At 68.8% G+C, this 21,764-nt stretch carries 19 protein-coding genes; 9 read left to right on the plus strand and 10 right to left on the minus strand.

Going from position 1 to position 21,764, the window contains the following annotated elements:
* The first annotated feature begins 5 nt into the window (after positions 1-5).
* Positions 6-596, plus strand: coding sequence for a TetR/AcrR family transcriptional regulator (locus OG205_RS42590; RefSeq protein WP_319977140.1), 591 nt, complete (start codon positions 6-8; stop codon positions 594-596).
* On the opposite strand, the gene OG205_RS42595 is transcribed toward OG205_RS42590, so the two are convergent.
* Genes OG205_RS42595 through OG205_RS42605 form a run of 3 tightly spaced genes read right to left on the minus strand, consistent with a single transcriptional unit; the run spans position 593 to position 3,544 of the window.
* The gene (locus OG205_RS42595) at positions 593-2,089 is read right to left on the minus strand and encodes a tripartite tricarboxylate transporter permease (protein ID WP_330273433.1); all 1,497 of its coding nucleotides are present in this window, start codon (positions 2,087-2,089) and stop codon (positions 593-595) included. The genes OG205_RS42590 and OG205_RS42595 overlap by 4 nt on opposite strands.
* On the minus strand, positions 2,082-2,573 hold the full coding sequence (locus OG205_RS42600; RefSeq protein ID WP_319977138.1) for a tripartite tricarboxylate transporter TctB family protein: 492 nt from the start codon (positions 2,571-2,573) through the stop codon (positions 2,082-2,084). Before OG205_RS42600 ends, OG205_RS42595 begins: the two co-directional genes overlap by 8 nt.
* The gene (locus OG205_RS42605) at positions 2,570-3,544 is read right to left on the minus strand and encodes a Bug family tripartite tricarboxylate transporter substrate binding protein (protein WP_330273434.1); all 975 of its coding nucleotides are present in this window, start codon (positions 3,542-3,544) and stop codon (positions 2,570-2,572) included. Before OG205_RS42605 ends, OG205_RS42600 begins: the two co-directional genes overlap by 4 nt.
* Before the next feature lie 156 nt (positions 3,545-3,700).
* Between OG205_RS42605 and OG205_RS42610 the strand changes: the two genes are divergently transcribed.
* Positions 3,701-5,257 carry a sensor histidine kinase gene (locus tag OG205_RS42610; RefSeq protein WP_330273435.1) on the plus strand — a complete coding sequence of 519 codons (1,557 nt, stop codon included), beginning with the start codon at positions 3,701-3,703 and terminating at the stop codon, positions 5,255-5,257.
* Positions 5,254-5,925, plus strand: coding sequence for a response regulator (locus OG205_RS42615; RefSeq protein ID WP_330273436.1), 672 nt, complete (start codon positions 5,254-5,256; stop codon positions 5,923-5,925). Before OG205_RS42610 ends, OG205_RS42615 begins: the two co-directional genes overlap by 4 nt.
* Here the strand turns inward: OG205_RS42615 and OG205_RS42620 are convergent.
* Both OG205_RS42620 and OG205_RS42625 read right to left on the minus strand, forming a co-directional pair.
* Positions 5,910-7,052 carry an FAD-dependent oxidoreductase gene (locus OG205_RS42620; protein ID WP_330273437.1) on the minus strand — a complete coding sequence of 381 codons (1,143 nt, stop codon included), beginning with the start codon at positions 7,050-7,052 and terminating at the stop codon, positions 5,910-5,912. The two genes, OG205_RS42615 and OG205_RS42620, sit on opposite strands and share 16 nt — an antisense overlap.
* Entirely contained in the window at positions 7,052-7,639 is a 588-nt protein-coding gene (locus OG205_RS42625; protein ID WP_330273438.1) for a PadR family transcriptional regulator, read from the minus strand. Before OG205_RS42625 ends, OG205_RS42620 begins: the two co-directional genes overlap by 1 nt.
* Before the next feature lie 128 nt (positions 7,640-7,767).
* On the opposite strand from OG205_RS42625, the gene OG205_RS42630 reads away from it, so the two are divergent.
* Genes OG205_RS42630 through OG205_RS42645 form a run of 4 tightly spaced genes read left to right on the plus strand, consistent with a single transcriptional unit; the run spans position 7,768 to position 10,063 of the window.
* Positions 7,768-8,298, plus strand: a complete 531-nt coding sequence (locus tag OG205_RS42630) for a DUF4232 domain-containing protein (protein ID WP_330273439.1) — start codon at positions 7,768-7,770, stop codon at positions 8,296-8,298.
* Positions 8,298-8,768: a GNAT family N-acetyltransferase gene (locus OG205_RS42635; protein WP_330278359.1), complete on the plus strand. Its 471-nt coding sequence runs from the start codon at positions 8,298-8,300 to the stop codon at positions 8,766-8,768. The genes OG205_RS42630 and OG205_RS42635 overlap by 1 nt, the downstream gene beginning before the upstream one ends.
* Before the next feature lie 58 nt (positions 8,769-8,826).
* Entirely contained in the window at positions 8,827-9,435 is a 609-nt protein-coding gene (locus OG205_RS42640; RefSeq protein WP_330273440.1) for a LysE family translocator, read from the plus strand.
* Between the two features lie 19 nt (positions 9,436-9,454).
* Positions 9,455-10,063 carry a LysE family translocator gene (locus OG205_RS42645; protein WP_330273441.1) on the plus strand — a complete coding sequence of 203 codons (609 nt, stop codon included), beginning with the start codon at positions 9,455-9,457 and terminating at the stop codon, positions 10,061-10,063.
* On the opposite strand, the gene OG205_RS42650 is transcribed toward OG205_RS42645, so the two are convergent.
* The 4 genes from OG205_RS42650 to OG205_RS42665 form a co-directional block, all read right to left on the minus strand.
* Entirely contained in the window at positions 10,060-12,222 is a 2,163-nt protein-coding gene (locus OG205_RS42650) for an ATP-binding protein (RefSeq protein ID WP_330273442.1), read from the minus strand. The two genes, OG205_RS42645 and OG205_RS42650, sit on opposite strands and share 4 nt — an antisense overlap.
* A gap of 64 nt (positions 12,223-12,286) precedes the next feature.
* Positions 12,287-14,737, minus strand: coding sequence for a DUF2156 domain-containing protein (locus tag OG205_RS42655; RefSeq protein ID WP_330273443.1), 2,451 nt, complete (start codon positions 14,735-14,737; stop codon positions 12,287-12,289).
* Positions 14,734-16,026, minus strand: coding sequence for an alpha/beta hydrolase (locus tag OG205_RS42660; RefSeq protein WP_330273444.1), 1,293 nt, complete (start codon positions 16,024-16,026; stop codon positions 14,734-14,736). Before OG205_RS42660 ends, OG205_RS42655 begins: the two co-directional genes overlap by 4 nt.
* Positions 16,027-16,117: 91 nt before the next feature.
* A complete protein-coding gene (locus OG205_RS42665; RefSeq protein WP_330273445.1) occupies positions 16,118-17,056 on the minus strand; it encodes a maleylacetate reductase in 939 nt (312 codons plus the stop codon).
* Positions 17,057-17,157: 101 nt separating this feature from the next.
* Here OG205_RS42665 and OG205_RS42670 point away from each other — a divergent pair, with 101 nt between their 5' ends.
* Positions 17,158-19,008, plus strand: a complete 1,851-nt coding sequence (locus OG205_RS42670) for a Xaa-Pro dipeptidyl-peptidase (protein WP_330273446.1) — start codon at positions 17,158-17,160, stop codon at positions 19,006-19,008.
* 39 nt (positions 19,009-19,047) lie between these two features.
* Entirely contained in the window at positions 19,048-21,030 is a 1,983-nt protein-coding gene (gene recQ / locus OG205_RS42675) for a DNA helicase RecQ (RefSeq protein WP_330273447.1), read from the plus strand.
* 5 nt (positions 21,031-21,035) lie between these two features.
* Here recQ and OG205_RS42680 read toward each other — a convergent pair whose 3' ends face one another.
* Positions 21,036-21,734 (minus strand): hypothetical protein, encoded by a 699-nt coding sequence (locus tag OG205_RS42680; protein WP_330273448.1) that lies wholly within the window; start codon positions 21,732-21,734, stop codon positions 21,036-21,038.
* Positions 21,735-21,764: the final 30 nt, after the last annotated feature.

A 21,764-nucleotide genomic window follows, 5' to 3' on the forward strand; every position in this document is an offset into this window, starting at 1 on the left:
GGTTCATGGAGAAGTCGTCGACGCTGTGGGACCGGTCGCGTCAGGCCGTGGTCGCCGAGATCGTCGACACGGCGCTGACCCTGTTCGCGGAGCAGGGGTACGAGGCGACCACCATGGCCCAGGTCGCCACGAGGGCGGGCGTGTCGCAGCGCTCGCTGTTCCGGTACTTCGGCACCAAGGAAGACCTCGTCTGCGGTGAGCAGGACGCGCTGGGCGAGTTGCTGGTCGCCACGGTCGAGGCGCAGGATCCCGGGATGTCCACCTGGGACGCTCTGCGGGCCGGGTTCACCACGCTGCTCACCGCGGGGAACCACACCCCGCAGCGGGTGCTGGAGATCTCCGGGCTGATCTTCACCAACCCGTCGCTGCACTCCAGGTACCTGGAGAAGCGGCTGAGGTGGCAGCGTTCGCTCGTGCCCGTGATCGAGAAGCGGATGGGCATCGAGTCCGGCGAGATCCCGGACGCCCGCGCGATGGGCGTCATCGCGACGGTGTTCGCGTGCGTCGACACCGCGTCGGAGCTGTGGGTCCGTCACGGCGGCAAGGCTGATGCGTTCGAGCTGTACGAACAAGCGCTTGCCGCCGTGCGCGACTAGACCGTCACGTCGGACTTCTTGCGGCGCAACCGAAGCACCACCGCGACCACGAGCAGCAACACCAGGATGCTGTAGGCCACCGCCGCGAACGGGCTGGTCACCAACGCGCTGAGCTTGCCCTCGCTGATCTGCAGCGTGCGCCGGACCTGTTCCTCCGCCATCGGCCCGAGGATCAGGCCGACGACCAGCGGCGCGACCGGATAACCGTGGCGCCGCATGAAGAAGCCGATCACGCCGATCACCAGCAGCACGATCAGGTCGTCCACGACGAAGTTCACCGCGTAGGTGCCCAGCGCCGCGAACAGCAGGATGCCCGCGTAGAGGTACGGCCGCGGGATCTGCAGCACCTTCACCCAGATCTTCACCAGCGGCAGGTTCAGCACGAGCAGCATCACGTTGCCGATGTAGAGCGACGCGATCAGCGCCCAGACCATCGGGCCGTTGTTGGTGAACAGCAATGGCCCTGGCTGGATGCCGTAGCTCTGGAACGCCGCCACGATCACAGCGGCCGTCGCGGTCGTGGGAAGCCCGAGAGTCAGCAACGGCACCAGAACGCCTGCCGCGGCGGCGTTGTTGGCCGCCTCCGGACCCGCCACGCCCTCGATCGCGCCCTTGCCGAACTCCTCCGGCCGTTTCGCGAGCTTCTTCTCCGCCGCGTACGACAGGAACGTCGACACGTCCGCGCCACCGGCCGGCACCGTGCCGATCGGGAAGCCGATGAACGTGCCGCGCAGCCACGGTTTCCACGAGCGCGACCAGAACTCGCGCGTCATCCACTTGCCGCCGATCGGGATGACCTCGATCGGCCCGTGCCGCAGCCTCGACGCCACGTACAGCGCCTCGCCGACCGCGAACACACCGACCGCCACCACGACCACGTCGATCCCGTCGGCCATCGTCGCCACCCCGAGGGTGAAGCGCTGCTGACCGGACAACGTGTCGGTGCCTACGAGACCGATGAACAGGCCGAGCCCCAACGAAGCGAGGCCGCGCACGGGGGAGGACCCGAGCAGTGCCGCCACGGTCGTGAAAGCGACCACCATCAACGCCACGTAGTCGGCGGGGCCGAGCTGCACCGCGACGTCCGCGATGGTCGGCGCCAGCAGCGTGAGCAGCACCGTGGCGATCGTGCCCGCCACGAACGAGCCGATCGCCGCCGTCGCCAGAGCCGCCGCGCCCCGGCCGGCTTTCGCCATCTTGTTGCCCTCTAGGGCAGTGACGATGGACGCGGATTCGCCAGGGGTGTTGAGCAGGATCGACGTCGTCGAGCCGCCGTACATGCCGCCGTAGTAGATGCCCGCGAAGATGATCAGCGCGGCGGTCGGTTCCAGCGTGTACGTCAGCGGCAGCAGCAACGCCACCGTCATCGCCGGCCCGATGCCGGGCAGCACGCCGACGGCCGTGCCGAGCGTGACGCCCAGCAGTGCGTACAGCAGGTACTCGGGCTGCGCGGCGGTCGCGAAACCCTCCAGCAGCATGGTGATGCTATCCATCGAGGAACGGCACCCCTTCGAAGATCCCGGCCGGCAGCGAGAGGCCCAGGCCGTACGCGAACACCACCTGCACGACGAGAGCCAGCACGATCGCGATCGGCAGTGCCTTCCACCAGATCGCGCCCAGAGACCAGGCCGCGCCGAAGAACAGCAGTGCCGCCGCGACCGGCCAGCCGATCAGGTCGATCAGCACCAGGTGCGCGATCAGCACGGCCACCAGCTTGCCCACGGTGACCCAGTCGGTGCGGACGTTCTCGTCGACGTCCTCACCCTCCTCGGCCTGGCCGAGCTTTCCGCGGGCGGTCGCGATGATCGCCGCGATACCCGTCGCGACGAGCAGAATCCCCACGGCGTAAGGGAACGCGCGTGGTCCTACGGCGTTGTCGTCGCGCGCGGCGATCGTGCCCGCGTCGATCAGGGTGAAGACCCCGATCGACGCGACCAGACCGCCGAACGCGTACTCCTCGATTTTTGCGGCAATCACTTGACGAGCCCGATGTCCTGCAGTGCGGGCTTGACGCGGCCGATCTCCTTGGCCATGAACGTGGAGAACTCGGAGCCGGTCAGGAACGTGTCCGTCCAGCCCTTCTTGGACAGCTCGTCCTTCCACTGCTGGCTCGCGTGCATGTCGGTGACGAGCTTGGTGAGGCGGGTCTTGGCCTCGGCCGTGATCGACGCGGGCGCCACGACGCCGCGCCAGTTGATCAGCTCGACGCCCAGGTCCTTGAACGTCGGCACGTTCAGGTCGGGGGCAGGGTTCGGGCCGGACGTGCCCAGCGCGCGCAGCTTGCCCGCCTTGATCTGCTCCTTGTACTCGCCGATGCCGGAGATGCCCGCGTCGACCTTCTTGCCCAGCAACGCCGCCAGCGACTCGCCACCGCCGGAGTACGGCACGTAGTTCAGCTTGGACGGGTCGATGTTCTTCGCCTTGAGCAGCATCCCGGCGAGGATGTGGTCGGTGCCGCCGGCCGAACCGCCGGTGATCGAGACGCCCTTGCCCTTCTCGTTGACCGCGGCCAGCAGGTCGTCGATCGTCTTGTGCGGCGAGTCTGCGGGCACCACGACGACCTCGTCCTCGGCAGTCAGCCGCGCGATCGGCGTGGTCTCCTCCAGCCGGGCCTGCGACGCGTTGGTCTCCACCGCGCCGACCATGACCAGGCCGGTGATCATCAGGAACGACTCGGAACGCTCGTTGAGGAGCTTCTGCAGGCCGACCGTGCCGCCCGCGCCGCCGACGTTCGTGACCTGCACGGAGTTCGCGAGCTTGGCGCCGCTCACCGCCGACTGCATCGCCCGTGCCGTCTGGTCCCAGCCACCACCGGGGTCGGCGGGTGCCATGATCTCCAGCTTCGCGATGGAGTCACCGCCGCTCGCGCTCTTCGCCCCCTGACCGCACCCCGCGAGCACCAGTCCGGCGGCGGCGACCGCCACCGCTCGTCTCCATGCCGTACCCATCGAGTACTCCTCGCTTCGTTGCGAACGTTGGGCGGGGACGCTAGGTAACTGGTGGGCGCCTCGTAAGGGTTAGGTCGTAAGTTCCGTATTGGTCGTTTAGTTCGTGACCTGTTTCACAGCTGATGCGTCAGAATTCCATCCATGTTCCGTCGGTCTGTGTCGTTTGGAGCCTTGCTGCTGGCATTGCAGGTGGTCATCGTGCTGATGACGACCTGTGCCGCCGGCCTGCTCGCTGCCAAGCTGCAGAGCGACCGGATCCGCGACTCCTACAAGGACCGGATGTTGTCCGTGGCGGAGAGCGTGGCGCGGCTACCCACGGTCATCGAGGCGTTCGATTCCGTTGACCCGTCCGCGACGATCCAGCCGTTGGCCGAACTGATCCGCAAGGCGTCCAACGTGACGTACGTGGTGGTCACCGACCACAACGGAGTCCGCTACGCCCACCCGGACCCGAAGCGCATCGGCGAGCGCGTCTCGACCGACCCGAGCACGCCGCTGTCCGGTGAGGTCTTCGTCGGCACGGAGACGGGCACGCTCGGCACGTCGTTGCGCGCCAAGGTGCCGGTGCGCGCGGCGGACGGCCGGATCATCGGCATCGCGTCGGTCGGCATCCTGGAGAGCCAGCTGTCCGCCGACCTCGCCGAGGACCTGCCGGAGCTGATCGGCTGGCTCGCCGCCGCCGCGCTGGTCGGCGTGCTCGGCGCCGCGTTGATCACGCAGCACGTGCGCCGGCGGACGTTCCGGCTCGAACCCGCCGAGATCGCGCAGCTGCTGAAGACCAGGGACGCGATGCTGCACGGCATCCGTGAAGGCGTTGTCGCCGTTGACGACCAGGAGAAGCTGGTGCTGGTCAACGACGAGGCCATGCGGCTGCTGGGCCTCGCGGAGAACCCGAGCGGGCGACCAGCGGCGGAGGTGCTCGACGACGGCCTGCTCGACCTGGCGCGAGGCGACGACGACGTCGCGGACCGGCTGGTGCTGGCGGGCGAACGGGTTCTGGTCGCGAACCGGATGACGGCCAAGACGGACGACCGCGCGGTCGGCGTCGTGCTGACGTTGCGCGATCGGACCGAACTGCACGACGCGTTGCGCGAGCTCGACGGCCAGCGCACCGTCACCGAGGTGCTGCGGGCCCAGGCCCACGAGTTCTCGAACCACCTGCACGTCATCGGCGGTCTGCTGGATCTCGATCGCGGCCCCGACGCCGTCGCCTACATCGAACGGGTCGGTGGAGCCGGCTCGGTCACGGCCGACATCATCGACGGAGCGAACGCGGACCCTGCGCTCGCGGCGCTGTTGCTGGCAAAATCCTCCACTGCGCACGAACGAGGTGTGGAGCTCCGGCTCGATCCCGGCAGCTCCGTCGACATTCGTGCGGGCGACGACGCGTTGACCGTGCTGGGAAACCTGGTCGACAACGCGGTCGACGCCGTGGAGACCGGTGGAACCGTGCGGGTGCTGGTGCGCTCGTCGGTCAGCGGAGTGCGGGTGGTCGTGGACGACGACGGGCCGGGAGTGGCGGAGTCGCAACGCGGCCGCATCTTCGACCTGGGTGTCAGCTCGAAGGACGTCCAGGGCGCGCACGGCAGAGGAATAGGTCTTGCATTGGTGTCGAGGGTGGTGACCCGGCGCAGCGGCCGGGTGGCGATCAACGACTCGGAACTCGGCGGCGCGTCGTTCGACGTGTGGCTGCCGGAAACGGGGAACCGATGAGCGTGCGAACGCTCGTTGTCGATGATGATTTCGCCGTGGCCGCGATCCACCGCGGGTTCCTGGAGGCGATGCCCGAGTTCGAGGTCGTCGGCGAGGCGCACCGCGGCGGAGAAGCGCTGCGAGCTGTGGAGTCGTTGCGGCCCGACCTGGTGCTGCTCGACATCCACCTGCCCGACATGTCCGGGCTGGAGGTGTTGTCACGGCTCCGCGCTCGCGGTGGACCGCCGGTCGACGTCATCGCGGTGACGGCGGCCCGCGAACGGGAGACCGTGCGGCAGGCCATGTCCCGCGGCGTGGACAACTACCTGGTGAAGCCGTTCACGCGCACGGCGTTCCTCGATCGGATGCGGGAGTACCTCGCCCAGCGCATCGAGGTGCAGCGGCTGGGGCAGGTGCTGGACCAGGACGAGGTCGACTCGTTGATGCACCACCGGCCGCGCGCCCTGGCCATGCCCAAGGGGTTGTCCGCGGTGACGTTGCGGCTGGTGACGGAAGCGTTGCGGGACAGCCAGAACGATCTCTCGGCCCAGGAGGTCGGGGATCGGGCGGGACTGTCCCGCGTGAGCGCGCGCCGTTATCTGGAGCACCTGGTGACCATGGGCAAGGCGGAGGTGCAGCCGCGGTACGGCATGGCGAACCGCCCGGCGCACGGCTATCGGCTGACCTGAGCGCCCCAGTCGATGCGGTAGTTCTGGTCCTTCGTGAACGCCTTGGCGCCGAAGGCCTTCATCACCAGCGGCATGAGCAGCCGGGTGATCGGGCCGATGCCGCGCTTGTTGCTGTTGGTGCGGGCCGCCCGTGCCGCGATCCGTTCGACTCTGGGACGCCTGAGTCGTTCGTAGGTCGCGAAAGCCTCGGTCAGATCAGGGATGTCACGCAGGCAGCGGGCCAGTTGCACCGCCGACTCGGCCGCCAGTGACGCGCCCTGACCGGAACTGGCGCTCGGGGCGTGGGCGGAGTCGCCGACCAGCACCACGCGGCCGCGGTGCCAGCACGGCACGCTCGGCATGATCTCCAGCGGGCCACCGCCGATGACGGTGCTGCTGTACGCCAGGAGCTGCTTCGCCGGCATGTCGTCCCCGTAGGCGTCACGCAGCCGGTCCAGCCAGGTGGCGGCGGGGATCGCGGCCATCTCGGCCGCCGTCAGCGGCTCGGGGACCGCGAGGTTGTTGAACCACGCGACGGTGCCGTCCGGTTGTTCCCAGTAGCCGAGGAACGAGCTGCCGAACACGAAGTACATCGTCTCCGGATCGCCGTGCACGCCACTGTTCTCCGCGTACGAGCCGAAACCCAGCAGGCCGACGTACTCGGGTTCCGGAGCGCCCGGATCGATGATCCCGCGGACCACCGAACGGATGCCGTCGGCGCCGACCAGCAGGTCACCCGACTCGCTGGTGCCGTCCGAAAACGTCGCCGTGACACCGTCTTCGTGGTTTTCCACGTCCACCAGACGCTTGCCGTACTCCACTTTGACTCGCTGAGCGACCGTCAGCTCGCGCAGCCTTTGGTACAGCTCGGCCCGCGTCACGACCCGGCTGGTGCCCCCGGTGATGCGCCCGAGCGTCCTGCCCTGGGCGTCGGCCATCACCATGTGGCGCAAGGGATCGCCGAAGTCCGAACCCAGACCCGCGATCTTCAGCGCCGCCAGGCCGTTGGGCGCCACGGTCAACATGCCACCCACGCCGTCCGCGGTCGTGTCGTACGCCTCGAAGACCACCGCGTCGATACCGGCCTTCTGCAACGCCAGCGCGGTGACCGGGCCCGCGATGCCGCCCCCGATGACTAAAGCCTTCATCATTCCCTCCCGAAGATTTCCCGCCACAAGTGCTGGTACTCGGCTTTCGCCAGTTCCCCCGTGAGCTTCTCGACCAGCCGCAGTTCGGCCTCCACCAACGACATCCGGTACTCCTCCTCGACGAGGAAGATCCACTGGACGCCGTCGGCGGTCGCCTTGCCGACCATCGCGCGCGTCTCGTCGAGGTCCTTCGTCAGCGCGTCCGCACGGGCTTTCAGCAACTCGACGGACTCCACCGGGTCCAGCACCGAGATGAGCGACAACGCCACGCCGAACTGCGGGTACTCGTGCGCCGGGTCGCGGACGAGCTCGCGCATCCAGTCGTGCAGCTCGTCGCGTCCGGTGTCGGTCAGCGCGTAGATCGTGCGTTCGGGCCGCTGGGTGTCCTTGACGGTCTCCTGCTCAGCGACGAAACCGGCCTTCCGCAGCTGCTCGACGACCATGTAGAGCGAGCCGCGGTTGAACTTGATGTTGCGGTCCTTGCCGGTGTCTTTGAGCTGTTTGCCCAGCTCGTAGGGGTGCATGGGGCCCATCACGAGATGTGCCAGCACTGCCAGCGCCAGCGGGTTCGACACCTTGCGCCGCATGCGTCCTCCTTGGTTGATGTCGACTATCCGACTCTAACTAGTCGATGTCAACTATTTACGTGGAGGGCCCACCCTCCGCTTGTGAAGGTTTCGGCGGACCATCTCAGGTCTGTGGCAGCATCGGCCACATGAGATCTGGGGGCAGAATTCTGGTCGTCTTCGCCGCGCTCGTCGGCCTGGTCGCGTGCGGAACGGGTGCGCAGGCGACGGAAACTCCGTCGTGCGACACCGGTTTGCGGTTCGTCACGAACGTCACGGACGCGGCCATGGGCCTGCGCGTGATGTCCGTCGAAGCGGTCAACTGCGGTGTGGAACCGTTGCAGCTCAACGGATATCCACAGGTCAAGCTGTTCGGCGAGGAGCGAGAGCCGTTGGACGTCGAGATCCTCGACGGTTCAGGCGGCATCGCGTCGCTCGAAGGCTTCGACGACGCGCCGCAGCCGATCACCGTGCAGCCTGGTGAGAGGGCGAAGAGCGCGTTCGTGTGGCGGAACACGCACGCGTCGGTCGACCCGCCGCAGGTCGGCAAGTACGTCGACATGGCGGCCGCGCCGGGTGGCACGTGGCAGCCGTTGGTCGCGACGACGCCCGAGGGACGCATCCTCGTCGACCTCGGCAGCACCGGGCGCCTGGGCGTTCGCGCCTGGTACCGCCAGTGATGGAGATCAGGCGCGCGACCTCGGACGACGCCGCCGCGGTGGCCCGGATCTGGTATCCGGGCTGGTGCGATGCGCACCTCGGCAACGTGCCGCAACGGCTCGTCGACGCACGGCCGGAGGAGACCTTCGAGTCACGCGCGTCGGAGCACGTCGGGCACACCACGGTCGCGACGGTGAACGGTGAGGTCGCCGGGTTCGTGATGGTGATCGGGGACGAGGTCGAACAGGTCTACGTCTCGGCCGGCCATCGTGGATCCGGTGTCGCGCAGGCACTTCTGGCCGCCGCGGAGAGCGAGGTGGCGGCGAACGGGCATGCCCGAGTGTGGCTGGCCGTCGTCGCCGGGAACGCACGGGCACGCCGGTTCTACGAACGTCAGGGCTGGACCGACGAAGGCCTGTTCGACCACCAGGCACCGCATCCGGACGGGCCGATCCCGGTTCCGGCGCACCGCTACACCAAGCCCGTGTGATCGTGTCACGTGTGTTAAATCTTCTGGTGGCGCTGGACTTCCGTGTTCTCATGGCGGCATGTCGACCACCGCGCTCCTGAGCTTCACCTTCGTCGCGCTGCTGACCGTCATCACCCCGGGCCTGGAGACCCTGCTGGTGCTGCGGACGGCGTTGCTGGTCGGCCGCCGTGCCGCCATGGCTGTCGTGGTGGGCAGCACGCTGGGCTGCCTGGTGTGGGCGACCGCGGGGCTGGTGGGCCTGACGGCGTTGCTGCAGGCGTCCGAACTGGCCTACGACATCGTGCGCTGGCTCGGTGCGGGATACCTGATCTACTTGGGCTTCAAGGCGTTGTGGAACTCGAGGCGTCCGGTCGAGCTCGACGAACCCGCACCGGTGCCGTCGGTGCGCGCGGCGATCCGGGTCGGGCTGCTGACGAACCTGCTCAACCCGAAGCCGGGCGTCTTCTACATCTCGTTGCTGCCCCAGTTCCTGCCCGTCGGCCAGCCCGCGTGGGGTGGCGTGCTCGTGGCCATCCACCTCGGTCTCGGGCTGCTGTGGTTCCCGATCCTGATCACGGCGGCCGGCCGCGCCCGTGCTTTCCTGCTGCGGCAACGGCTTCTGCTGGACCGCCTGTCCGCTTCAGCGCTGATCGCGTTCGGCTTGAAGACCGCTGTCGACGCGCGCTGACGTGTGATCTCATGGCGGCATGTCGACCGCCGCACTCCTGAGCTTCTCGCTCGTCGCGCTGCTCACCGTCCTCACGCCCGGCCTGGACACGGTGATGGTGTTGCGCACGGCGTTGCTGAGCGGTAAACGCGCGGCGATGGGCGTGGTTCTCGGCATCACGCTCGGATGCCTGGTCTGGGGCGTGGCGAGCTTGGCAGGTCTGACGGCGTTGCTGCGGGCGTCCGAACTGGCCTACGACATCGTGCGCTGGCTCGGTGCGGGATACCTGATCTACTTGGGCGCCAAGGCGTTGTGGAACTCGCGCAAGGCGGCGTCGCTGGAGGACTCGCGTCCGGTGCCGGGCGCCGGGGCGTCGTTGCGGGTGGGACTGCTGACGAACCTGCTCAACCCCAAGGTCGGCGTGTTCTACCTGTCGCTGCTGCCGCAGTTCATGCCCGCCGGTCAGCCGGCGTGGGGAGCGGCGCTCGTCGCGATCCACCTCGGACTCGGTCTGGTGTGGCTGCCGATCCTGATCGCGGTGGCCGGTCGTGCCCGTGCTTTCCTGCTGCGCCAGCAGGTTCTGCTGGATCGACTGACGGCGTCGGTGTTCGTCGCGCTGGGACTGAAGCTGGCGTTCGAGGCGCGTTAACGCTCGCCGGAGGCCGAACGGTGCCAGGCCGCGAGCGCCATCCTGTTCGGCAGCCCCAGCTTCACGCGGATGTTGACCACGTGCCGGTCCGCCGTCCGCGGCGAGATGTACAGCCGTGCGGCGATCTGCTTCGACGTGAACCCGTCCGCGACCAGCCCGGCGATGGTGAACTCCTGCCTGCTCAGGCCGCCGGGCAGCAGTGGCTTCACCGGCCGGCGTTCGGAGTCCGGCACCGGTTCGAGCGCGAACGCCATCACCTGCTCGGGGCGCAGGTCGGCGCCGAGCGTCGTGATCACCTGGTAGTCGTCGCCGAGCGAGCGGCGGACGGTCCGGTCGGCGCGGTCCAGCAGCCGGTGGAACGGATTCATGCCGCTGAACGAGATCCGCGAGATCCGTTCCTGCGACCGCAGCGCGCCGAGCAGCCGCGCCGCGCGGTCGTTCGCTCCGAGTTCGGCGCACGTGCAGGCGAGCAGCCACAGGCTGAACGGGGCGCTCCAGGTGTCGCCGAGCGTCAGCTGGGTGCGCAACGCCTGGATCGCCAGCGGATGCACCTGCGCCGGGTCGCCGTGCAGCAGTTCGTAGAGGCCGCGATGCCACAGACCCCAGGCGTGCGCCCAGCTCACGCCGTTGCTCTCCGCCTGCCTCGCCAGCGCCGTCGTGGCCTTGTCCGCGGACTCGGCGTCCAGCAGGAAGCACGAGGCCATCGCGTGCATCAGTTCGGTGATGTAGGTGTCGCCCGGCGACGAGTGCTCCCGGCACAGCTCCACGACGTGCGCGTACAACGGCACGCAGTCCGGTGAGCCCTCCACGAAGAAGAGATGCGTGGCCTCGGCGAGAACCAGGTGCACGTCGGTGAGCGGCAGTCGCGGCAACGCGCGTGCCTCGTTCATCAACGGGAACGCCAGCGCCGAGTCGCCCCGCACCTGAGCCATGTACGCACAGTGCGCCAGCAACGATGTCCGCAGCGGGGCCTCGGTGATCACCTCGCGGGCGGCCGTGAGCAGGTCCCACGCCTGGCCGAGCATGCCCGCGAACGACGTGAAACGCACTCGCTGCACGTTCATCGCCACGGCCGCGCCGGCCGCGGCCAGGTCAGGAGTCCGCAGCGCGTGCCCGACCGCCGCGCGGACGTTCGGCCACTCCTCCCACAGCCTGCCCATCCACCGCGCTTCGCCGGGCGAGAACCACGAGCGTGCAGCCTCTTCCACGAACTCGCTGTAGTGCGCCGCGTGGCGACGTAACGGCTCGTCCGCGTTCGTCAGCAGACGGGCACCGAACTGCGACACGGTGTCCAGCAAACGATAGCGGGTCTCCCCGGTGACCGGGCTCGTCGCCGTCGCCACGATCGATCTGAGCACCAACGCGGACAACGGTTTCAGCACGTCCGCGTCCGCCACCGTCTCGGCCGCGGCGAGGTCGAAGTCCGCGGGGAACACCGACAACCGCGCCCACAAACGGCGTTCTTCGTCCGTGCACCGCCGCGCCGACCATTCGAGCACCTGCTCCAGGGAGGCGGGTTCGGGGTGCTGGAGCACCTCGGACAGCACGTCGCCCGGCTGCGCGGCCAGGAGTTCGATCGCGAGCGGCAGCCCGTCCACCGCCTCGCACACCGCGGTGACCTCGGCCAGGTTCGGCGCCACCTCCGCCCGTTCCCCGAACAGCAGCACCGCGTCGTCCAGGCCCAGCGGCGGAACCCGCAGCAGATGTTCGCCGTAGACGCCGAGCGGCTCCCGCGAGGTCGCGAGGATCGTCAGCCCCTCGCAGTCGCGCAACAGGTGGTGCACGAGATGCCGGACCGCCTCCAGCAGGTGCTCGCAGTTGTCCAGGACGAGCAGCAAGTGCTTGTCGTACAACGATTCCACGAGCCGGCCGAGTCCGGCCTCCGGTGCGTTGTCGACGATCCGCAGCTCGGTCGCGACCGTGCGGGCCAGTGCAGCAGGGTCCTTGAGGTCCCCGAGCCGCACCCGCCACGCCCCGTGCTGGAACGCCTGAGCCAGTGCACGCCCGGTCTCCACCGCGATCCGGGTCTTGCCGACCCCGCCCGGCCCCGCCAGCGTGACCAGCCGTGCCCGGCCGAGGAGCTCCTCGGTGTCGGCGAGCACGGCCCGGCGGCCGATGAACGTCGTGGTCTGGGCAGGCAGATTGCCCCGCACGGTCATCGGCGCATCTTCGCCTAGCTGCGCGGAAGTGTGATGAAGAGGATCTCCTCACCACCCTTTCGGACTAGCGAGTTCGACCATGCGTGGTCACGCGCTCGCGGGTCCGGATGATCATCTTGCTCGCGAGCCGAAGTCCCTGCCGTGCGTTGAGATGCGGGAGGTACGCGCGGCTCACCGCGTTCGCGATGCGTGGCAGTGCCGCCGAGTCCGGATACGCCATGAACATCGGCTGATAGGTCGGCTGGAACTTCGCCTTGAACGCGAACAGCGAGCGGAATCCGTACACCGGCTCCAGCACCTGTCCGGTGAAGTCCAGGACGCGTTGCAACGCCCGCGGCCGTTCACCCCGGTCCAGCCGGGCGAGCGGTGCCCCGGACAGGCTCAGGAACCGCGCTCCCTCGGCCTGGAGTTGTTGTGCCGCCGAGGCGATCAGGAACTCCATCGAGCCGCGGAAGCCGTGCGTGCGGCGGCGCATGAAGTCGAGCGTCCACCCGACGACCTCGCCGTCCGCGTACACCGGCAGCCAGCTCGTGATGCCGTGCACCGTGCGGTCGCCGTCCACCGCCAGCAGGCAGCGCACGCCGTCACCGGCCAGCTCTTCCAGGCCGCCCAGCGTGAAACCCATCTCCGGCAGGCCCTTGTCCGCCACCCACTCCGCCGAGATCGAGCGGATCTGGTCCGTGATCGCGTACGGCGCGTCGGCGTACGTGCACCACTCGGCGGTGATGCCGGCCTTGGCGGCCTTGTTCAACGCCGTGCGCACGTCCTGCCACTTCTTGCCGGTGAAGCTCAGCTGGTCCAGCTCGATCATGGTGTCCTCGGCGACCTGCACCGCGGACCACCCGAGGCTCTCCACGGCGACCCGCGTCTCGGCGCTCACGCTGTAGAGACACGGTGTCCAGCCGTTCTGCGCGCAGAACTCCGCGAACCCGCGCACGGCGTCCACCCGCGCCGGACCGATCGGATCGCCGACCGTCAGCGCGATGGTCGCCACCACGCGGTACGCGATGGCCGTCTCACCGTCGGGCGTGAACCAGTACTGGTTGCCGCGCCACGTCGTCATGTACGACAACGACGAACCGCCGTGGCGCTGCATCAGTTCACGGGCGTGCGTCGCCGCTTCCTCGCACGACGATGGCCACGTCCGCCACGACGCCATCAGCAGACCGGCCAGCACGATCAGCCAGAACACCACGCCCGTGTACTCGAACAGCAGCGCGCCGACGAACCCCTCGGCGGAGAACTGCAGCGGCACCAGGTCGAGGTAGCCGGGCGGCAGGAACCGCGTCGGCAGGTCCGCGAGCAGCGCGCCGAACCCCGGCTCCGGCGTGAACTGGTCGCGGACCAGGTACCCGCCGAAGACGTACAGCGCCGACAGCAACGCGACGCTGATCGCCGTGAACCGCCAGAACTTCACGACGGCATGCCGAGGTAGACGCACGTCGAAGTGCTTGCGCGTCAACAACAACACCACGATGATCGCGAGCGGCGCCAGCATCGGCACACCGAACGAGACCGACAGCTCCAGCAGACTGGCGTCCGGGAACTGTGCGACGTACACGACGTACGAACCGATGAACGCCGCGAACGCCACGTTGAACACGAGCGCCGACCGCCACGCGAACCGCCGTCCGCGCCGCAGTCCTTCCGCCAGCACGAGCAGCAGCAACGCCGGCAGCAGCGACATCACGAGCGCGGGGAACCGGCCGTACGACAGCTGAACCACCATCGTCCGGCACAGCTCGACCGCATCCGAGGAGCACACCGCGTCGACGTCCTCCTGCGACGGCTGAGCGACCGCCACGACGTCCGCGAACCACCACAGCGGTCCGTTCGGGTACGGCGACATCATCGACACCACCGGCCCGAGCGCCGACGCCGCGAGCAGCAACGCCACCAGCACCCGCGTCTCCTGCAGCGAACGCGCCTTCTGCGCCGGCCCGCTCTTCAGGAACAAGGCCCCGATCAGCAACCCGGCCACGCCACCGGACAGTCGGAGCAGGTCTTCCAGCCAACCTGACCACAGCGTAAGGACCAGCACCGACAAGATCATCATCAGCCGGACGCGGCGCCTCCACAGCGGCGGCATCCGGAACGTCAGCGCGAGCACGAGCCCGACCCCGCCGATCGACGGCCCCGCCGCGACCTCGCCCACGAGCGACTCGAGCCAGCCGAAGTGCAGGTCGCGGCCGATCAGCACCAGCCCGAGCCCCAGGAACGAGCCGAGCACGTGCGTGGCCAGGAAGATCGCCGCGGTCCGCACCGCACCGAACGAGCGTTCGGCCAGCGGTCCGGCGACCAGCAGCAGCACGGTGGTCGCGGCGTAGCCCAGCAGGTCCATCGACCACAGCGCCGAGCTCAGGACGGTCCACAACGGACTCCCGGTGCCGAACCCGGTGAGCGCCAGCAGGTCGTCGCTCGCGCCGGTGACGGCACCGGTCAGCGCGCCGACCGTCCAGAAGACGATGAGGAACGCGCAGGTCAACGGTGCCGTGCGGAACAGTCTGGCGATCATCTGACCAGCCCTGTCCGCTGCGCGAGCCACGGCAGAGTGCCGTAGAGGCCCGGCCGCCACACGTTCCAGTCGTGTCCTCCCGGTAGTTCCTTCCACTGCACGTCCATTCCGGCCCTGCGACAGGCCTCGTACACCTCGATTCCCGCCGGGCGGTACTGACCGTCGTCCTTGCCGGCGACGATCACGCCCGAGAGCTGCGGGAACTGGTGCTTGGCGAGGATGTCCAGCGGGTTGACGCGGACGAACGCCGCCTCGTCACCGCCGAACGCGGCTTTGACCGTCTCGGCGCGCGTGCCGAGCGTGGGCTCGCGCTGGCCGGACAGGTCGATGAAGTTGCCGTACACGTCAGGCGCGCGCACTGCGAGCTGCAGAGAGCACGTGCCGCCGTGTGAGAGGCCCGCGACCGTCCACGCTTCACGGCGTTCGTCGACTGTGAGGCGTTCTTTGATCCACTTGGGCACGTCGCGGGTCAGGTACGTCTCCGCCTGGCCCAGCTTCGAGTCGAGGCACAACGGGTTCGCCGTGAGAGAGCCGATGGAGTCCGGCATGACGACGATCGGCGCGAGACCCTGGTGGGCGCGCGCGAACTCGTCCATGTTGTCGGAGATCCGGCCGGCGTCGTACCAGTCGCGAGGGGAACCCGGCTGGCCTGCCAGCAGGACCAGCACCGGCAGTCGCGGACGGGGTTTCGCCGCGTACGCGGGCGGCAGGTAGATCCACGCCGGACGCGTCTTCATCGCGCCCGGGATCTCGATCTCGGACAGCGTGCCCTTGTCCGGCACGCCGGCGCCGGTCCAGACGTCGGCCAGCTTCTTGCCGGCGGGCAGGTCGAGCACGTCCGCGACCGGAACGCTGTCCGGCAGGTCGACGCTCGGGTTGTGGAACACCTCCAGTGCGGCCCGTGACGTCGGGTACAGCCCGTAGTGCGCGTTCGTGGCCGTGAGTGCGCTTGAGATGACGACCACGGCGGCGACGACGGTGAACACACGTCCGTACCACCGTGAAGGCCGTAGCCTCGCCACGGCGAGACTGACGGCCACGAGCGCCGCGCCCAGCCACACCATCAGGATGATCGGCATCGGCTCCGGCCACGGTTTCCACACGTCGTTGATCACAAGCGTCAGCCCGGTCACCACGAGCGCGCACGCCAGCACGACGATCGGCAGCACGCGGACCCACCAGGTCCGGTTCTTCCGAATTGCCAGGTACGTGAGAGCGAGCGCGGCCGCGACCGTGGCGGCCTTGGGGATCGGTCCGTTTATCAGGGACAGATCCAACGGGCTGAGCATGCTCCAGATACTTCAGGAAGTCTTCAGGAAGCACATCGGAGGTTCGTCTGAGTTCAGAGCTGTGAACATCAGCCTTAAGAATGACAACCCGTCAGTCGGATGATGCGTCGCGCCAGGCGTTCGTCAGGACTCGCAGGGCGTCCGGATGCTCGGCGATCTCCGCGGCGCGGGACAAATCGGACTCCGCCATCCCCAGTTCGCGCAACGAGGTCGCCGCACCGAACCGCGTGGCCGTGTCGTGGATGCGACCGGCCAGATCGGACGGCGCCGTGTGGGGCAGCAACGCCGTGTGCGTAGCGGCATGCGGCAATCCGAACGAACCACCCAATACGTGCGCCAGCTTGTGGTGCAGTCCCATGGGGACGGACGCGAGGCACGTGCCCGCGAGCCACGCAGAGGACAGCAGCTCGGTCCGCGCCTCCACAGTGGACGGATTTCCGCTCAAAGCGTGCAAAACACCCTCGACCGCCCTGGTCGCGATGGCGTCGATCAACGGGTTCTCGTTGCCTCGGGCGGCGACGGCGTGCGCGAGAGAGTTGAGCGCGCTCGTCACCGTGACGTCGAGTGGCAGGTCCAGCGTGAGATCGACGTCGTAGATGACGGTGCCGGGCTGGATCGCCGCGTCCCGCCGCGTCTTCTTCAGCCCCTCCGCCGTCTCGCCGAGCACCTGCGTGACCTCGGAGCCCGCGTAGGTCGTCGGGATGATGATCTGCGGCACGCCCGCGCGTACCGAGAGAGCCTTCGACAGCCCCGTGCTCGATCCGCCGCCGACCGACACGATGCAGTCCGCGCCGTGCTCGCGCAACGACACGAGCGCGCGCTCCGTGACCTCGACCGGCGTGTGCATGGCCGCGCCCGTGAACCGGGTGACGAGCAACGGGCCGAGCTCGGCCGCCACCTTGTCGCCGCCGTGCCGGGCGATCAGCAGCACCCGCGTCGCGCCGAGCCGTTCGACCTCGGCGCGCACGGAGGTGACGGTGCCGCGGCCGAAGACGACGCGGGTGCGGCCGGGTTCGAAGCTGAAGCTCACGAGGAACGAATATTCGTGAGGGGAGTGCCGGGCGCAACAGCAGAGGGTCAAGCCTTTCGGCTCTGACGGGGCGACTTCTTCACTCCTTAGCGTGAATCTTCATGAAGCGTGTTCGTGTTGTAGTGGCGTTAGCAGGGGCCCTGATCCTGACGCCAATCCCTGCCACAGCGGCGACACCAGCGTTCAGCCTGTCCGGCGGCGTGTCCGCGCCGATCCACTCGATGGCCGACGCGGTCCGGGAGACGGTCTACGTCGACTCCGGGCTCGATCTGGACGGCGACGGCACCCGTGACCGGGTGACCGCCGACATCATCAGGCCGTCCACGACCGGGCGCGTGCCCGTGATCATGGACGCCAGTCCCTACTACCAGAGCGCCGGGCGCGGCAACGAGAGCGAGGTCAAGACCTACGACTCCGCCGGGCTGCCGGTGAAGTTCCCGCTCTTCTACGACAACTACTTCGTCCCGCGCGGCTACGCCGTCGTGCTGGTCGACTTCCTCGGCACGAACCGGTCGCGCGGCTGCGTCGACGTCGGCGGTCAGTCGGAGATCGCGTCCGGCACGGCCCTGATCGACTGGCTCAACGGCCGCCGCACCGGCTACTCGACCCTGACCGGCGCCACCACGAAGACCGCCTCCTGGTCGACCGGTGCCGTCGGCATGATCGGCAAGTCGTGGGACGGCTCGATCGCGAACGGCGTCGCGTCGACCGGGATCGACGGGCTCAAGACCATCGTGCCGATCGCGGCCATCAGTTCCTGGTACGACTGGTTCCGTTCGGACGGCGTCGCGTACCCCGGTTACAGCTCGCCGACCGGACTGGGTTCGCAGTTCGAGAACTCCAACGCGCGCTCACGATGTGGTGCGGTGCGCACGCAGATGACGAACGGTTCGCCCGCCAACGGCGACTACACGGCGATGTGGCAGACACGGGACTTCGTGCGCAACGCGTCGAACGTGAAGGCGTCCATCTTCGCTATCCACGGCCTGAACGACCTCAACGTGAAGACACTGCAGTACGGCCAGTTCTGGGACGCGGTGCCCGCCTCGGTGCCGAAGAAGCTCTGGTTCTCGCAGACCGCGCACGTCGACCCGTTCGACTTCCGGCGCGGCGAGTGGGTCCCGACGCTGCACCGGTGGTTCGACCGCTGGCTGCTGAACGTGCAGAACGGGATCGAGAACGAACCGCAGATCTCCTCGGAACGTGCGCCCAACCAGTGGGTGGACGACCAGACGTGGCCACCTTCGGGCACCGTCAGCACCGTGTTGCGTCCTTCTTCTTCGGGACTCGGCACGGCGCCCGGCACCGGCACGGCCGCGTTCACCGACAACGGCAACGCGACGCCGTCGACCTGGCTCTCCGGCTCGAACACCGGCAGGGTGCTCTACTCGACGGCCGCGCTGACCTCTGACCTGCGCGTTGCGGGTACGTCGTCGATCACGGTGGGGGTGTCGTCGTCGACGCCGACCGCGCACCTCACGGCGTACCTCGTCGACTACGGACCGGCGACGGTGCGTACGGGCGAGGGCATCCGGACCCTGAGCACGGAGTCGTGCTGGGGCGAGAGCCGTACGGGCGATGACGCCTGTTACCGCAACACGGAGGCCACGACGGGCAACGTCGACGCGCAGATCATCGCGCGCGGCTGGGCGGACCTCGCCAACTACCAGTCGCTCTCGACCCCGCGCACGATCACGCCAGGAACCAAGTACCGCATGACGTTCCGACTGTCCACAACGGACCACGTGATCCCGGCGGGGCACCGGCTGGGCCTGCTCATCGGCGGCACCGACTCGAGCGCGATCGTGCGGCCGAGCCAGCTGCCCCGGCTGACCGTCGACCTGGCGGACACGTCGGTGCGGATCCCGCTGAAGGGCGCGGTGCCGGCCGCCTCGGCCGCTCCGCTGACCGCCGCCAGCGTTTCCGCTGGTACGACGAGCCGGTTGGGCTAGCGCACCGGACTGTCGGTGCTGCTCGCTAGCATCGGCGGCATGGGTTCAACCGACCACGGGGACGCGCTGCAGGTTCTGCAGCGCGTCTTCGGGTACCCCGAGTTCCGCGGCGATCAGGCCGCCATCGTCGAGCACGTGGTCGCGGGTGGCGACGCGCTCGTGCTCATGCCGACCGGCGGCGGCAAGTCCCTGTGCTATCAGGTGCCCGCCCTGGTGCGGCCCGGCACGGGCGTGGTGATCTCCCCGCTCATCGCGCTGATGCAGGACCAGGTGGAGGCGTTGCGCGCCCTGGGCGTGCGCGCGGGCTTCCTGAACTCCTCGCTGTCCTGGGACGAACGCCGGATGGTCGAGGCCGAGTTCGTCAACGGCGAGCTCGACCTGCTCTACCTCGCGCCAGAACGGCTGACGTCCGAGGCGACCCTGCGCCTGCTCGACCAGGGCGAGATCGCGCTGTTCGCGATCGACGAGGCGCACTGCGTCTCCCAGTGGGGCCACGACTTCCGGCCCGACTACCTCTCGCTCACGCACCTGCACGAGCGCTGGCCCAAGGTGCCGCGGATCGCGCTCACCGCCACCGCGACGGAGGCGACGCGCAAGGAGATCCTCACGCGCCTGGAGCTGAACGAGGGGCGTCAGTTCGTCTCCAGCTTCGACCGGCCGAACATCCAGTACCGCATCGTCGGCAAGAAGGAGCCGAAGAAGCAGTTGCTGGACCTGTTGCGCCGTGAGCACCAGGGCGACGCCGGCATCGTCTACTGCCTGTCCCGCGCGTCGGTGGAGAAGACGGCCGAGTTCCTGGTGGCCAACGGCATTCCCGCGCTGCCGTACCACGCGGGCCTCGACTCGTCGGTCCGTCAGCGCAACCAGGCCCGCTTCCTGCGCGAGGACGGTCTGGTCATGGTCGCGACGATCGCCTTCGGCATGGGCATCGACAAGCCGGACGTCCGCTTCGTGGCCCACCTCGACCTCCCGAAGTCGGTCGAGGGCTACTACCAGGAGACGGGCCGCGCGGGCCGTGACGGTCTCCCGTCCACGGCCTGGCTCGCCTACGGCCTGCAGGACGTGGTGCAGCAGCGCAAGATGATCGAGTCCTCGGAGGGCGATCTCGCGTTCCGCCGCCGGTCACAGGCGCACCTCGACGCGATGCTCGCCCTCTGCGAGACCATCACGTGCCGCCGCACCAGGATCCTCGAGTACTTCAACGAGTCCGGCGTGCCGTGCGGCAACTGCGACACCTGCCTCACACCGCCCGAGTCGTGGGACGGCACGGTGGCCGCGCAGAAGGTCCTCTCCACGGTCTACCGGCTGCGCAAGGAGCGCAACCAGAAGTTCGGCGCCGGTCAGGCCATCGACATCCTGCTGGGCCGCAAGACCGCCAAGGTCATCCAGTTCGACCACGACCAGCTCAGCACGTTCGGCATCGGCGAGGACCTGAACGAGAGCGAGTGGCGCGGCGTGGTCCGCCAGCTCCTCGCCCAGGGCCTGCTGGCCGTCGAGGGCGAGTACTCGACGCTGGTGCTCACCGAGGCGAGCACCGAGGTCCTCGGTCGCAAGCGCGAAGTCAAGATGCGCAAGGACCCGACGCCTGCCCGCTCGACGACGCGCACGGCGTCCTCTTCCGGCGCGGCCAAGGTGAAGGTGGACCTGCCGGCCGACGCGGGCCCGCTCTTCGAGGCACTGCGCGAGTGGCGGGCCCAGCAGGCCCGCGAGCAGAGCGTCCCGGCCTACGTGATCTTCCACGACGCTACGCTGAAGTCCATCGCGGCGTCACGTCCCGGCTCGCTCGCCTCGCTGGGCGCGGTGAGCGGCGTCGGCCAGGCCAAGCTCACGAAGTACGGCGAGCAGATCCTGGAGGTCGTGGCGGCCGGCGGGCCCGCACCCGCCGCGGCCGCGCCTGTCGCCGCCCAGCCCCCCAAGCCGAAGCCGAAGACCACGACCACCGGCGGTGCGGCGTGGGGCTCTGGCGACGCCGTGGACGAGTGGCCGGAACCGGAGGAGCCCGGCGAGCCGATGGACTGGTGATCGGGTCAGGTCACCCTTTCGATCTGGGCGCGCTTGATCACGTTCTTCCCCGATTCCCCGACCAGGTCGAAAGCCGCGCTGTTCAGCACGACGCAGCCCGTTCCGACACCGACGATCGGCACGGTCGTCTGCTTTCCGTTGTCCAGATTGCTCACCCGCACCGAAGTCCCCACCGGAAGCTGTGACGAGAACGCCCCGGGAGCCCCGCCGACGGCCGACAACCCGACGGTCGCGCCGTCGCAGACGACCGGGCCCACAGTTCCGGAAGCCCGCACGCGGGAAGTGGGAGTCCGGGTGGTGGGTGTCGGAGCCGGCGCGTTTCCGACGATCTCCACCCGAATGCGGCGGAGAAGGCCGTCCACTCCGTTCTGACCTGTTTCGGCGGACGAGAGTGAATCGAACGCAGCGGTGTTCAGCACCGCGCAACCGGTCGACGCCCCGGTGACCGACACGGTGATCGCCCGCCCGTTGGCGGGATTGGAGAGCCGCAACAACGTCCCGACCGGGAACTGGTCCGACAGCACACCGGCCGGCCCCTTCGAGCTCGCCGTCCTCACCTGCTGCCCGGAACACACCTCTTTGCCCGCCACCCCCGACTGCGACGTGGAGCCGCCGGACCCGGCAAGGGCGAAGGCCGTACCTCCGATCGCCGCGACGACCGAAAAAACCCCGGCCCCCGCGATCCAGCCCTTCGACCAGCGCATGCACAACACCCGACCTCTCTGTCAGGCCGT

The sequence above is a fragment of the Lentzea sp. NBC_00516 genome (assembly GCF_036346835.1).
In the GTDB taxonomy this organism is placed as follows: domain Bacteria; phylum Actinomycetota; class Actinomycetes; order Mycobacteriales; family Pseudonocardiaceae; genus Lentzea; species Lentzea sokolovensis.

Coding starts and splice junctions, on each gene's coding strand:
- OG205_RS42590 (WP_319977140.1), top strand. CDS start 6: ATGGAGAAGTCGTCGACGCTGTGGGACCGGTCGCGTCAGGCCGTGGTC.
- OG205_RS42595 (WP_330273433.1), bottom strand. CDS start 2,089: ATGGATAGCATCACCATGCTGCTGGAGGGTTTCGCGACCGCCGCGCAG.
- OG205_RS42605 (WP_330273434.1), bottom strand. CDS start 3,544: ATGGGTACGGCATGGAGACGAGCGGTGGCGGTCGCCGCCGCCGGACTG.
- OG205_RS42615 (WP_330273436.1), top strand. CDS start 5,254: ATGAGCGTGCGAACGCTCGTTGTCGATGATGATTTCGCCGTGGCCGCG.
- OG205_RS42620 (WP_330273437.1), bottom strand. CDS start 7,052: ATGAAGGCTTTAGTCATCGGGGGCGGCATCGCGGGCCCGGTCACCGCG.
- OG205_RS42625 (WP_330273438.1), bottom strand. CDS start 7,639: ATGCGGCGCAAGGTGTCGAACCCGCTGGCGCTGGCAGTGCTGGCACAT.
- OG205_RS42630 (WP_330273439.1), top strand. CDS start 7,768: ATGAGATCTGGGGGCAGAATTCTGGTCGTCTTCGCCGCGCTCGTCGGC.
- OG205_RS42635 (WP_330278359.1), top strand. CDS start 8,298: ATGGAGATCAGGCGCGCGACCTCGGACGACGCCGCCGCGGTGGCCCGG.
- OG205_RS42640 (WP_330273440.1), top strand. CDS start 8,827: ATGTCGACCACCGCGCTCCTGAGCTTCACCTTCGTCGCGCTGCTGACC.
- OG205_RS42645 (WP_330273441.1), top strand. CDS start 9,455: ATGTCGACCGCCGCACTCCTGAGCTTCTCGCTCGTCGCGCTGCTCACC.
- OG205_RS42650 (WP_330273442.1), bottom strand. CDS start 12,222: ATGACCGTGCGGGGCAATCTGCCTGCCCAGACCACGACGTTCATCGGC.
- OG205_RS42655 (WP_330273443.1), bottom strand. CDS start 14,737: ATGATCGCCAGACTGTTCCGCACGGCACCGTTGACCTGCGCGTTCCTC.
- OG205_RS42660 (WP_330273444.1), bottom strand. CDS start 16,026: ATGCTCAGCCCGTTGGATCTGTCCCTGATAAACGGACCGATCCCCAAG.
- OG205_RS42670 (WP_330273446.1), top strand. CDS start 17,158: ATGAAGCGTGTTCGTGTTGTAGTGGCGTTAGCAGGGGCCCTGATCCTG.
- recQ (WP_330273447.1), top strand. CDS start 19,048: ATGGGTTCAACCGACCACGGGGACGCGCTGCAGGTTCTGCAGCGCGTC.
- OG205_RS42680 (WP_330273448.1), bottom strand. CDS start 21,734: ATGCGCTGGTCGAAGGGCTGGATCGCGGGGGCCGGGGTTTTTTCGGTC.